The 12,081-nt window shown below is 74.5% G+C and carries 13 protein-coding genes; 7 read left to right on the forward strand and 6 right to left on the reverse strand.

What is annotated here, in order from left to right:
* The first annotated feature begins 28 nt into the window (after positions 1 to 28).
* From AB0881_RS20655 to AB0881_RS20675, 5 genes are all read left to right on the forward strand, one after another.
* Positions 29 to 331, forward strand: a complete 303-nt coding sequence (locus AB0881_RS20655) for an ATP-binding protein (RefSeq protein ID WP_366618815.1) — start codon at positions 29 to 31, stop codon at positions 329 to 331.
* A 243-nt stretch (positions 332 to 574) separates the two neighbouring features.
* Positions 575 to 1,318: a hypothetical protein gene (locus AB0881_RS20660; RefSeq protein WP_366618817.1), complete on the forward strand. Its 744-nt coding sequence runs from the start codon at positions 575 to 577 to the stop codon at positions 1,316 to 1,318.
* A 78-nt stretch (positions 1,319 to 1,396) separates the two neighbouring features.
* A complete protein-coding gene (locus AB0881_RS20665; RefSeq protein ID WP_366618819.1) occupies positions 1,397 to 2,668 on the forward strand; it encodes a hypothetical protein in 1,272 nt (423 codons plus the stop codon).
* Positions 2,669 to 2,698: 30 nt separating this feature from the next.
* Complete coding sequence (locus AB0881_RS20670) at positions 2,699 to 3,334, forward strand: LysE family translocator (RefSeq protein WP_366618821.1); 636 nt, start codon at positions 2,699 to 2,701, stop codon at positions 3,332 to 3,334.
* A gap of 57 nt (positions 3,335 to 3,391) precedes the next feature.
* A complete protein-coding gene (locus AB0881_RS20675; protein WP_366618823.1) occupies positions 3,392 to 4,333 on the forward strand; it encodes a helix-turn-helix domain-containing protein in 942 nt (313 codons plus the stop codon).
* 13 nt (positions 4,334 to 4,346) lie between these two features.
* Here AB0881_RS20675 and AB0881_RS20680 read toward each other — a convergent pair whose 3' ends face one another.
* The 3 genes from AB0881_RS20680 to AB0881_RS20690 form a co-directional block, all read right to left on the reverse strand.
* Positions 4,347 to 5,012 carry an HD domain-containing protein gene (locus AB0881_RS20680; RefSeq protein ID WP_366618825.1) on the reverse strand — a complete coding sequence of 222 codons (666 nt, stop codon included), beginning with the start codon at positions 5,010 to 5,012 and terminating at the stop codon, positions 4,347 to 4,349.
* An 81-nt stretch (positions 5,013 to 5,093) separates the two neighbouring features.
* Positions 5,094 to 6,431 carry a Dyp-type peroxidase gene (locus tag AB0881_RS20685; protein ID WP_366618827.1) on the reverse strand — a complete coding sequence of 446 codons (1,338 nt, stop codon included), beginning with the start codon at positions 6,429 to 6,431 and terminating at the stop codon, positions 5,094 to 5,096.
* A gap of 114 nt (positions 6,432 to 6,545) precedes the next feature.
* Positions 6,546 to 6,992 (reverse strand): MarR family winged helix-turn-helix transcriptional regulator, encoded by a 447-nt coding sequence (locus AB0881_RS20690; protein ID WP_366618829.1) that lies wholly within the window; start codon positions 6,990 to 6,992, stop codon positions 6,546 to 6,548.
* A 79-nt stretch (positions 6,993 to 7,071) separates the two neighbouring features.
* Between AB0881_RS20690 and AB0881_RS20695 the strand changes: the two genes are divergently transcribed.
* Positions 7,072 to 7,680, forward strand: coding sequence for a DJ-1/PfpI family protein (locus AB0881_RS20695; RefSeq protein WP_366618831.1), 609 nt, complete (start codon positions 7,072 to 7,074; stop codon positions 7,678 to 7,680).
* Positions 7,681 to 7,814: 134 nt separating this feature from the next.
* On the opposite strand, the gene AB0881_RS20700 is transcribed toward AB0881_RS20695, so the two are convergent.
* Positions 7,815 to 9,017 carry a Clp protease N-terminal domain-containing protein gene (locus AB0881_RS20700; protein WP_366618833.1) on the reverse strand — a complete coding sequence of 401 codons (1,203 nt, stop codon included), beginning with the start codon at positions 9,015 to 9,017 and terminating at the stop codon, positions 7,815 to 7,817.
* Positions 9,018 to 9,170: 153 nt separating this feature from the next.
* On the opposite strand from AB0881_RS20700, the gene AB0881_RS20705 reads away from it, so the two are divergent.
* A complete protein-coding gene (locus tag AB0881_RS20705; RefSeq protein ID WP_366618835.1) occupies positions 9,171 to 9,983 on the forward strand; it encodes a patatin-like phospholipase family protein in 813 nt (270 codons plus the stop codon).
* Positions 9,984 to 10,043: 60 nt separating this feature from the next.
* On the opposite strand, the gene AB0881_RS20710 is transcribed toward AB0881_RS20705, so the two are convergent.
* Positions 10,044 to 10,586, reverse strand: a complete 543-nt coding sequence (locus tag AB0881_RS20710) for a ferritin-like domain-containing protein (protein WP_366618837.1) — start codon at positions 10,584 to 10,586, stop codon at positions 10,044 to 10,046.
* Positions 10,587 to 10,678: 92 nt separating this feature from the next.
* Complete coding sequence (hutI, locus tag AB0881_RS20715; protein WP_366618839.1) at positions 10,679 to 11,842, reverse strand: imidazolonepropionase; 1,164 nt, start codon at positions 11,840 to 11,842, stop codon at positions 10,679 to 10,681.
* Positions 11,843 to 12,081 lie beyond the last annotated feature (239 nt).

Raw genomic sequence — 12,081 nt, forward strand, 5'->3', positions numbered from 1 at the left:
TTGGGGTTACTCGCATATATCGGACGATGTGTTCCTGGTGGCGTCCGAGCTGGTGGGCAACGCGGTGGCGGCGACGCCGGGGCGCAAGATCGCTTATCAGCTCAGCCGGGACGAGGGGGAGGTCATCGTGGCGGTGTGGGACGCGAGTGCTCGCGTGCCCACCGGCAAGCCGCCGCCGGACCTGGCGCTGGAGACGCTGGATCTGAATCCTGAACGCTGGGACGACAACGGCGGGTGGGGGCTCTCGATCGTCGCCACGCTCTCCGTCCAGTGCGGATACACGGTCGATCCCGGCGGGGGCAAGTGGGTCTGGGCACGCCTCAAGGTTTAGGCGGCGTGGCCGGACGGGGGTGGGACGCCCAGCCAGGAGCGGACGGTGGCCGTCTCCTCGGCGCTGAGTGCCCGCGTCCTCCGCCTGGGCGCGTACAACCGGACGGGAATCGCCACAGCGCATCCCGAGATCATCGGCTGCAATTGTTCTCGCGAATTCCAGACCCGCGCATTCCTTCGTGGCGGGATGTCGTAGGCCCGCCGTAGGCTACCGGCCTCGCTCCCGACCGGAAGGGCCGCCGCCATGGGTGCCAAGACGGCATTACTGGTTTTCGCGGATCGGCATCCGGCCGATCTTCTGCGCCGCGCGCCGGCGCTCTCGCCCGAGGCGACCGCGAGGCTCGTCGTCCGGACGAATCCCGGCTGGAACGGAGCCACGGCCGAGCGACGCTCCCTGCGCCACGCCCTCTACCCGCCCGAAGGCACCGTCCACGCCGGCTCGTTCCCGGAGGTGGACGTCCTCTGCGACCAGCAGGTGATGGTCGACCGCCCGTCCGCACTCCCCGACCACCTGCTGGAGGCGGGAGCCCACCGCGGCCGGACGATCCTGCACGCCATGCACAGCGTCGTCGACTGGTTCGCGTACGCGGTGTGGGAGGACGGCACGCTCGTCCGTGCCCTCAGCGTGTCCCCCGGCGACGGCGTCATCGAGGACATCGGCGCCCCGCTCGACTTCGAGCCTCCCTACTGGGCGGGTGAGCACCCCGTCGAGCCCGTGCCCGGGTGGCCGGGCGCCGGCGAGCCGTACCCGCTCCGCTTCCACCCGCTCGACCTCGGCGAGGCGGCGCTCCGCGCCCTGCTGGGCTTCGTCGTCGAGGGGCTCCCGCTGCCCACCGACATCGACGCCGGGTCCGTCGAGCTGGCCGGCTTCCGGGTCCCGGTCACCGATCCGCTCACCCAGGAGGAGATCGACGAGTTCCGGCGGACCCGTGCCCTCCAGCGCTTCACGTACGGGCCCGACGGCACCCTCGTTCCGGTCGAGGACTGATCCCGGAAAGGCCCCTCCGCCCGGTACGCGATACGCGATCATGCGGTGGACGTTGCCGCCTCCCCCCCCGGAGCATCCATGACCCAGCGAGACGTTTCCTCCGAACCCGAGGTTCCGGCCGAGCCGGTGGAACGCAAACCCGGCGCGGTGGGCCTCTGGCCGGTCGGCGCGGGCTGGCTGGTGCTGGCCGCGAGCGTGACGGCCTCGCTCGCGCTCGCGGGCGCGCGGGGCGCGGCGCTGTTCGCGCCGGGCGTGGTCGGCCTGCTCGCGGGCGTCCTGATCGGCTTCGGCTGCGCGCGGGTGCTGCGGCCGGCGCGCGCCGGGTGGGGAAGGGGCGCCGTCGGGGCCGGCGTCATGCTGGGGTTCTGGACTTTCGTGGGGGCCATCGCCTACATCAGCCAGAGCGGGATGGAGGTCCAGACCTGCGTGGTCGCCGAGGTCGCGCAGGAGAAGACCGGGTATTCGGCGAAGACCGCCTACCGGTACCGGGTGACGTGCCCTTCGGGCGTCCACAGCATCCTGGAGACCCCCGCGAAGAACCGGTCGGCGCCCGCGGCGGTCTACTCCCCCGGACGGCGCCTCACGGTCTCCTACGATCCCGGCGGGCACCGGAGCGCCCGCTTCGGCGAATCGCGGGGGATGGTGTTCCTCCTCCTGGCCGGGCCCGCCGCGCTGGCGATCCTCACGGCGGTCACCCTCGCGGTACGGCGCGGAGGCGGCGCGCGGCCGCTGCCGGGCCCCTGGCCCGGACGGGCGCTCATCGGGGCGGGTTGGCTGACCCTGCCGGCCGGCGTGGCGCTGAACGTCTACGCGCCGCTGCCCCAGGCGGGGACAGTCGCCGCCATCGTGGTGCCCCTGCTCTGCCTGCTTGGCGGCGCCGCCCTGGCGGCGGCCGGGGACACCCGAACGCTGGCGCGCTTCCTGCCGCCGGTGCTGATCCTGGCGCTGCCGCTGACCTTCGGGATGTACGAGACCGCCGAGAAGCTGCGCATGGCGGCCGAGGGCCGGGAGTACACCTGCACGATCGCGCTGGAGAGGACCGTCCCCGGCTCGCAGGTGAAGGTGCGGGGAGACTTCGTGCTGTGCCCCAACGGCAGCCACGCGCGCATGGAGGATTCGTTCGGGCCGGGCGACGAGGGCGACCGGGTGAGGGTCGCCTGGGATCCCGAACGGCGGTACCGGGCCACCCTCAGCAGCGACCTGGAACCCTTCGACCTGGCCAGGCGGCTGGCGCTGCTGCCGCTGGCCATGCTGGTCCCGCTGTTCCTGGTGTGGTTCCTTCCCGTGCTGGGGGAACTGATCGGCGCGTCCTCCCGCAGGCCGCCGGAGGACGCTCCTGGCCGTCCCTGAGCCGGCGCCCGGTGCGTCTACTATGCCCGCATGCTGATCGATCCGGGTGTGGCCGCGGCGTTCTGCCTCGCGGCGGTGGTGATGGCGCTGATCCCGGGGCCGGACATGCTCTTCATCACCGCGACCGGACTCGCCTCCGGGCCGCGCGCCGGGGCGCTCGCGGCGGCGGGCGTGTCGGCCGGCCTGGCCGTCCACACCGCCGCGGCCGCGCTCGGGCTGGGCGCGCTGCTCCAGGCCTTCCCCACGGCGTTCAACGTGGTGCGGATCCTGGGCGCGGCCTACCTGGTGTACCTGGCCGTCACCGCGTTCCGGGCCGCCCGTTCCGCGACCGGTGAGACGTTCGCGCCCGGACGCCCCCTCCCCGCGCGCCGCATCCTCGCCCGCGCCGCGCTGACCAACCTCGCCAACCCCAAGGTGATCGCGTTCTACCTGGCGTTCTTCCCGCAGTTCATCGACCCGGCCCGGGGGAACGTGACCGCGCAGTTCCTCGTGCTGGGCCTGCTGTTCATCGTCGTCGACCTGATCATCGACGGTGCCTTCGGCCTCCTGGCGGGCAGGCTCGGGGACTTCGTCCGCAGGCGTCCGTCCGTCCAGCGGTGGCTGCACCGCGTCTCGGGAACCGTCTTCGCCGCCCTGGCGGTGCGCCTGGCCGCCGACGTGCGGTAGGCCGCCGGCCGAGGGCCCGCCCGTGACCGGAACGTCGCTCCGCGATAGATTCCCGCCATGGCCACCCATCGCGTCGCGGTCCTCGCGCTGGACCGTGTGATCCCGTTCGACCTGGGGATCCCGATGCTGGTGTTCTCGGACCACGAGTCCTCGCCGTACCGGACGGCGCTGTGCGCGGAGAGCGCGGGCGACGTGACGACGTCGGCGGGCTTCACCATGCGGGTGGACCGCGGGCTGGACGCGGCGCGCCGGGCCGACACGATCATCGTGCCCGGCTACGAGCCGGCCGCGCGGCCGTCGCCGGCGGTGCTGGACCTGCTGGCCGGGGCGCACGAGCGGGGCAGGCGCGTCGTGTCGATCTGCACCGGCGCGTTCGCGCTCGCGGCGGCGGGGATCCTGGACGGGCGGCGCGCCACGACCCACTGGCGCCACGCCCGACGGCTCGCCGCGGAGTTCCCGCGCGTCCTGGTCGACCGGGACGCCCTCTACATCGACGAGGGGACGGTGCTGACCTCCGCGGGCGTCTCGGCGGGCATCGACCTGTGCCTGCACATCGTCCGCACCGACCTCGGGGCCCGCTTCGCCAACGACGTCGCCCGGGAGATCGTCGCCGCGCCGCACCGCGGCGGCGGCCAGTCGCAGTACATCCGGCGGAACGTTCCGCCGGAGCGCGGTACCTCGCTGGCCGCCACCCGGGACTGGGCGCTCGAACGGCTGCGGCAGCCGCTCACGGTCGCCGACCTCGCCCGGCACGCCGGGCTGTCCGAGCGCACCCTGGCCCGCCGGTTCGTCGCCGAGACCGGTGTCTCCCCTCTCCAATGGCTGCTCGCCGCGCGCGTCGACCTCGCGCGGGAGCTGCTGGAACGCGGCGATCTGAGCATCACCCAGATCGCCGACCGGTGCGGCATCGGCACGGTGGCCAACCTCCGCACGCACTTCCGCAGGCTGGTCGGCACCTCGCCCGCCGACTACCGCAGGACGTTCACCGCCACCGGCTAGGGGGCGGCCCGCCTCAGTCGTCCCAGCGCGACGCCTCGATCAGCCGGTCCTCGAAGCGGGCGAGCCGGCCGGCGCCGCTCAGCCGCGCGACCTCCCCGGGAAGGCTCGCCGGCGGGGCCTTCTCCGGGCGCACGGCGATCTGGTCGGCGATCGCGCCGAACAGGTGCCGTACGGCCGACAGCCGCGGGTACGCGCCGTGGATCAGCCGGGCCTCGGCCTCGGTGATGAACCGGGCACCGTCCGCGGTGACGTCGATGGCGGTGCCGCCGCTGGCCAGCGCGCACACCACGCCGCGCCGCTCGACGATGCCCGGCGAGGTGTGCAGCGCGATCGACTGCCAGACCGTGTCGACCTCCTCGGCGCCGAAGCCGCGCTCCGTCAGGAAGCGCGCGGCCAGGTCCGCGCCGTCCACCTCGAACCGCTGGCCGCCGTTGCCCTCATCGCTCAGCCCGACGTCGTGCAGCACGCACGCCAGGAACAGCAGTTCCGGGTCGTAGTCCGTGCCGGGCCGCAGGCCGCGGTGCCGGCCGAGCAGGCGCGCGAACAGGAAGCTGCGGATGCTGTGGTTGGCCAGGGGCTCCGTCTCGATGCGCTTGACCCAGTCCAGTGCCTCCCGTGCCGCGGGGGTGTCCGGAAGGGCCAGCAGCTCGGCGTCCGTGATGTTCGTCGGTTCGTCCATGCCGATCATCCTTGGCCCCGCCGGCGCCCCGGCCAAGCGGCTGGAATGACAGCTTGCGATAGATTCCCGCCAACCGCGCCGTCACGCGGACAGCAGCCCGTCCGCTAGCCGCCGGCCTGGCCGCAGCCCCGGCGGGACGGCGAAGACCGCGCTGCCGGTGTGCCGGATGAACGCGTTGAGCCGGTCGGACTCGGCCAGCTTCCGCTGGGCGCGCACGAACTCCGCCGGATCGCTCAGGTAGGCGCAGAAGAGCACGCCGCTGTCGTAGGCGTCATGGCCGCCGCCGGAGTGCCGCGGCATGTTCTCGCCGTGGTCGTGGCCGGCGTCCGCCCCCTCGTGGTCGTGGCCCGCCGCGATCGGCTCGCTGATCCCCTGGAAGGCGTAGTCGTAGTTGTAGGAACGGCGCAGCATCGGGACGTCCCGTACCAGCGCCAGATGCGAGTCGGCGGGGATGAGGGGCTTGCCGTCCGCCCCCGTCCTGGCGAAGTCGGGGGCGCTGAACTCCTGCCCGCCGCTGAGCGGCGCCCCGTTGTCGCGCCGCCGCCCGATCGTCCGGTCCTGCGTGCTCGCCGTGGCGGTGTCCCACTTGGGCAGGTCCATGCGGATCTTGCGGAAGACCAGGTAGGTGCCGCCGGCGAACCAGGCGGGCTCGCCGGCGGCGGCCCAGACGGCGCGGTCGAACGCGGCGCCGCCGGGGCGCGGGTTGGCCGTGCCGTCCTTGTGGCCGAACAGGTTGCGCGGAGTGCCGTCGCCGAACCCGCCCAGGAAGCCCTGCTGGCTCCAGCGCAGCCGGGCCAGGCCCGGAGCGCGGCTCCGCAGGGCGCGGAACGCCCGGCTGACGACCTGGAGGTCGTCGCCGCAGATCTGGACGAAGATCCCCCCGCCGCTCCAGGCCGCCTCCAGCCGGTCGGTGCGGAAACCGGGGAGCGGCGCGAGCCGCCGGGGGCGGGCCCGTTCCCTCCCGATGCGTTCGAAAAGTTCCGGGCCGAAGCCGAAGGTGAAGGTCAGCCGGGACGGCTCCAGGCCGTCGGCGATGCCTGAGTCCGGCGGTACCTCCGGCGCGGCCCCCGGCCTGGGCCCGGGCGGCCGTCCCGCCATGAGCCGCTCGGCGACGTCCGTCCACCCGTCCGACAGGCGCCGGAAGTTGCCCGCGACCTGCCCGGTCTCCAGCCGTCCGCCCTTCACCGAGTCGGCCGTCTCCAGATCGAAGGCGGCGAAGAGCGCGTACCGCTGCTGCGGGGTGGCGATGCCCGGCTGGCGCTGTCCGTGGAACGGCTCGATCCGCCGTCCGGCCGCCGGGCGCGGTGGCGCGTCGCGGCCGGCGGCCGCGAGCGCTCCGCCCGTCGCCACGGCACCGGCGGCCGCCGCCGTGACGATCACGGCGCGCCGCGAGAGTGGACTTCCCGGTCGTTCGGACATGAGAGACCCCCTGCTTCCAGGACCAGACCTTCAGGTAACCTGAAGCCTAGGTCAGCCTTCAGGCATGCTGAAGGTGGGGTCGTTCCAAGCGGAAGGGCGGTGGGTCGTGCCAGGTCAGGAGGCGGGACGGCGGCCGGCCGCGGTGCGCACCGCGTCCCCGATCAGCCGGCCGCCCGGATCGGCGTCCGGGCCGAACATCCGCGCGTCGACCTCGTCCACCGCCCGCTGGGCCGCCTCCAGCAGGCGCGACCCCCGCGCCGTGATCTCGATCGCCGACGCCGCGCCCGCCCGGGCCGTGCGGTCGCGCACCAAGCCCGCGGCGGCCAGCGCCTTCACCGCCCCGTGCACGCTCTGCACCGTGATGCCCGACATCCGCGCCAGCTCGCTGAACGACGCCCCGGGCACCCCGGCGATATGGCCCAGCAGCCCCAGCCTGGCCACCGTGAGATCCAGCGGCGCCAGCGCCTCACCGAGCTCCGCCTCGATCCGGCGCGCCAGCGCCAGCACCACGATCGACGTGCTCGTGACCGGCGCAGCGGGACGGCCGTTGTCGGTGCTCACCCCACCAGTCTCCCGCAGCCGCGCGCCGCCCGCACCGGCCGGCCACCGCACCCCTCCCGCACCATCGAAAGCGAGCCCCATGACCACCTACGGAATCCTGGTCTTCGACGACGCCGAGGAACTCGACGTCACCGGCCCCTGGGAAGTCCTCACCGCCTCGGCGCTGCTCCGCGGCGGCGCCGACACCGCCGTGCTCGTCGCCGAGCGCCGCGACCCCGTCCGCTGCGCCAAGGGCCTGCGCCTGCTGCCCGACTACACCCTCGACGACCACCCGCCCCTGGACGTCCTGCTGGTCCCCGGCGGCCGCGGCGCCCGCGAGGTCCAGCCGCACAACCCCGCCGTCACCGGATGGATCGCCGAGACGTCCCGGACCGCCGCCTGGACCGCCGGCGTGTGCACAGGCGCGTTCCTGCTGCACGCCGCCGGCCCCGCACGCGGCCGCCGCGTGGCCACCCACTGGAACTACGAGGACGCCCTGGAGGCGCGCGGCGACATCACCGTCGTCCGCGACGCCCGCTACGTCGTGGACGGCGACCTGCTCACCAGCCAGGGCGTCTCCGCGGGCATCGACAGCACCCTCTGGCTCGTCGGCCGCCTCCACGGCCGCGACCACGCGCGGGCCGCCCGCCGCGTCATCCAGTACGAGCCCGCCCCGCCCTACCTCGCCGACGAGCCCCTCCCCGGCTGACGGCGCCCGGCCGCCCGGGGGATCCGCCTTGGAAGCCGGGTCGGTCATGGCCGTGATTTCAGGCGTTCTCGCGCTCGCCGAAGGCCGTCCCGACGAACTGAGCAGCCGCTGGCCGGCCCCGAGGGCTGGATGGGTCATTCGGTGGGTGCGGGCGCGGTGGTGTCGGAATGGATGGCGGCGGGGTCGGTGCCGAGTTCGTGGAGGAGTCTCGTCGCGGGCCCGTCCGGGTCGTCCAGGAGGGCGGCGAGCAGGTGGGTGGTGCCCGCGTACGGGTGGCCGAGGCGATGGGCGGACAGGCTCGCCCGGCGGAGCGCGGTCAGGGCGGTGCGGCCCGGCACGGGGTCGCCCGCGGGCACCGGGGAGAAGGGCGGCCAGCCTTCGGTCGGTACGCCTGACATGTCGTCTTCGGCGTCGTCCGGTGCGGGCTCCAGGCGGACGGCCGCCGCGAACGTGGCGGCGTCCAGGCGTACGCCGTGGGCGGCCAAGATCTCCCCTGCCCGGTTCCAGCGGGCGGCATCGGCGGGAAGGGACCGGCCGGCGGCGGCCAGCTGCTGGTGCTGGTCGATGAGGCTCAGGAGGACGTGGACGGCGGTGACCGCGCCGTGGCCGGTCTGGAGGGCCTTGCTCAGGGCGTTGGCCTCGATCGACGCCAGGATCGGGTGGCCGTAGTGGGCGCCGTGCCGCCGGTAGGGGCGCCGCAGTTCGCGGGTGGCCAGCCATGTCGCGGCCTGCCAGGGTGCCCGGAGCGGTTTGGGAGCGGAGGCGGGCAGCACTCGCCAGGCGGTCAGGTCGTTGACCGCCCACGCCGAGCGGCCCTCGCCGTCGGGCCGCAGCTCGCGGCCCGCCTCGATGAGCCGCAGGTCCGGGACGGGGATCCAGCGCCTGAGCAGGTCGGCGGCCGGGCAGTCCAGCGCCGGCAGGGCCGCCGCGAGATGGTACGGCTCGGCGCGTTCACCGGTCCTGGCGATCGCGTCGTGCACGGCGTACCGGACGGCGGGCGAGAACACCGGCGGCGGCTCCGCGGGCACGCCCTTGCGGCGGAAGCGCCCGCGGTGCCCCCGTCCCCCGATGAAGGCGGCCTCGCCCAGCACGATGGCGGCCTCGAACACTACATCTGGCCCGAAGTCCGGCCCGGCGGGAGGCGGCGGGTCGGGCCGCGCGGTCTCGGCCGTCCAGGCCGCGTTCGCGATCAGAGGGTTCAGCAGCGGCCGCCCGTCGGCCGTCCGGATGTGGAACCGCAGGCAGTCCAGGACGAGGTCCGTCCCGATCTCCGCGGCCCCCGCCTTCCACGCGCGGCGATAGGCCCGCTGCAGGAGTCCCTGGAAAGTGGCGCTCACCGGTTCGACCATCGCCGTCTCCGCTCTCTTCCACGTGAAGGTAAGCGTTCCGGGGGCGCCGCCGCCAGACCAGGTCCTACGCCACGGTCGGCCGTCCGTCCTCCGCCCAACGGCCGATACCGGCGCGGGGGCGCCGGTCCTTAGGGTCGGGGCATGATCTTCACACCTGGGAAGAGCGATGTGGCCGTCGTCCTCGGGCCCGGCGGGCCGGTCGGCACGGCCTGGCTGCTGGGGCTGGCGGCCGGCCTGCGGCACGCGGGCGCGGACCTGGCCCGCGCGGACCTGATCGTGGGCACGTCGGCGGGCGCGATCGCGGGCGCGGCGATCGCCACCGGCCGGGACCTGGACGAGCTCGCCGAGGTCCCGACGGCACCGCCCGGCGAGCGGGCCGGGGACATGAGCGTCATGCCGCGCGTCCTCGAGATCCTGAACGAGCCCGGCGCCGACCCCCGCGAGGCGCTGCGCCGAGTGGGCGCGCTCGCCCTCGCGGCGGACGCGCCGCCCGAGGAACGGCACCTGGCCGCCATGGAGCACCTGGCGGGCACCCGGAGCTGGCCGGACCGGCCGCTCCTGATCACCGCCGTGGACGCCGCCGCCGGCGAGCCGGTGGTGTGGAGCGGGGAGGACGGCGTCCCGCTGCACGCGGCCGTCGCCGCCAGCAGCGCCGCCCCCGGGTACTCCGCGCCGATCACCATCGGCGGCCGGCGCTACCTGGACGGCGCGCTCGGCGGCGGCTCCAACGCCCATCTCGCCGCGGGCGCGGGCACGCTCATCCTCATCGAGCCGCTCGGGGCCGTCTTCCCGGCCGCGCCGGTCGAGGCGGCGGTATGGATCGGGCCCGACGACGCGGCACTGGAGGCGTTCGGTCCCGACGTCGGCGACCGGGGCCGGTGGGGCGAGGTCTACAAGGCCGGGCTGCGGCAGTCCGCCGACGCGGCCGGTCTCCTCGCCCCCCTCCTCACCTGACCGGCGCCGCGGCCCCCGCACCGGCGCGGGGACGCCACTGAGCCGCCGGTCCGCGTCCCTCTAGTTCATGTCCTTGGGGAGGCGTTCGAGGAGGCCGCGGAGGTCGTCGGCGTGCTCCTCCTCCTGTTCGAGGATGCGCTCGAAGACGCGCTTGGTGGTGGGGTCGCCGTCGCCGAGCCACTGGACGATCTCGGTGTACGACAGGATCGCGACCCGCTCCGCGACCAGATCCTCCTTGATCATGGAGACGAGGTCGAGGCTGGCGCCGTACTCGGCGTGGGCGCGGGTGGTGAGGGTGTCGGGCGAGAAGTCGGGGTCGCCGCCGAGCTGGACGATCCGGGTCGCCAGCATGTCGGCGTGCTCCTGCTCCTCCTGGGCGTGCTCCAGGAACTCCGACGCCACCGACTCGGCGTGGATGCCGGTCGCGGTGAAGTAGTGCCGCTTGTAGCGCAGGGTGCACACGATCTCGGTCGCCAGCGCCTCGTTGCACACCTGGATGACGCGCTCGCGGTCGGCGCCGTACGCCTCGGTGATGGGTCCCTTGTCGATTTCCTGCCGGGCCCGCTCGCGCAGGGTCTTGATGTCGGTCAGGAACTCCGCCATTCGTCTGCCTCCTTCGTGACGCAGGGAGGCTCCTACCCGGGGCACGCTGTTCACACCTTCAACTCATGCCTTCAACTCATGCCTTCACACCCTCACACCCGCACACCCCTTCTCCATACGGCGGCGACCTGCGGCACACCGGGCCGGTAGGCGAGGTGGATGTGCGAGGGGGCGTCCAGCATCAGGACGTCCGCGCGGGCGCCGACGCCGAGGTGACCCACGTCCGTACGGCGCAGGGCCCGTGCGCCTCCCGCCGTGGCGGCCCACACCGCTTCGGCGGGGGTCATGTTCATGTCCCGGACGGCCACGGCGATGCAGAACGCCATGCTGGAGCTGTAGCAGGAGCCGGGGTTGCAGTCCGTGGCCAGCGCGACCGCGGCGCCTGCGTCGAGGAGGCGGCGCGCGTCCGGATAGGGCTGGCGGGTCGAGAACTCGACACCCGGCAGGAGGGTCGCGACCGTCTCGGAGTTCGCGAGCGCGTCAACGTCCTCGTCCGTGAGGAACGTGCAGTGGTCGGCGGACGCGGCCCCCAGCTCGACCGCGAGGCGCACCCCGGGGCCGGGGCGCAGCTGGTTGGCGTGCAGGCGCGGTTCCAGGCCCGCCCGGATGCCCGCCTCCAGTACGGTCCGCGCCTGGTCCTCGTCGAACGCGCCCTTCTCGCAGAAGACGTCCACCCAGCGCGCGTGGGGCGCGCACGCGTCCATCATGTCGGTCGAGACGAGCCGCACGTAGCCGGCGGCGTCGTCCGCGTATTCGGACGGGACGACGTGCGCCCCCAGGAACGTCACCTCGTCGGCGACCTCCGCCGCGATCCGCACGGCGCGTTCCTCCTGCTCCACGGAGAGGCCGTAGCCGGACTTGCACTCCACGGTGGTCGTGCCCTGCCGCGCCATCTCGGCGACCAGGCGGCGCAGGTTGGCGCGCAGCTCCTCGTCGGTGGCGGCGCGGGTGCGCGCCACGGTCGTCCTGATGCCGCCCGCCGCGTACGGGCGGCCGCTCATCCGCGCGGCGAACTCCTCGGCGCGCTCCCCCGCGAAGACGAGGTGCGCGTGCGAGTCGACGTAGCCGGGCAGGACCGCGCGCCCGGCCGCGTCGTACGCCTCGTCCGCCGCGGGGGCGCGGGACGCCGGGCCGGTCCAGGCGACCCGGTCGCCGTCCAGGACCAGGGCGGCGTCCCGGATCACCCCGAGCGGCCCGTCCCCGAGCCCGGGCTCGTTGGTGACCAGCTCCCCGACGTTCCTGATGACCACGCTCATCGGGTCAGCATCGCACCCGGGCGCCGCGCGGTCGCGGCGCCCGGCCGCGGTCCCGTCTGAAATGCGAGACGTCCGGGCCGGACGTCACCAGCCCTGCGGCGGCGGGCCGCCGTGGCCGGGCGGCGGCGGGTAGCCCGGGCCGGGCGGCGCGAGGGCGGCGGACCGTCGTCCTCGTCCCGAACACCGCGATCCAGAACCAGTGGGTCGTGCACTGGGCGCGGTGCGGCGGCGAGGCCGGC

This window comes from Spirillospora sp. NPDC029432 (assembly GCF_040703975.1).
GTDB lineage: Bacteria > Actinomycetota > Actinomycetes > Streptosporangiales > Streptosporangiaceae > Spirillospora.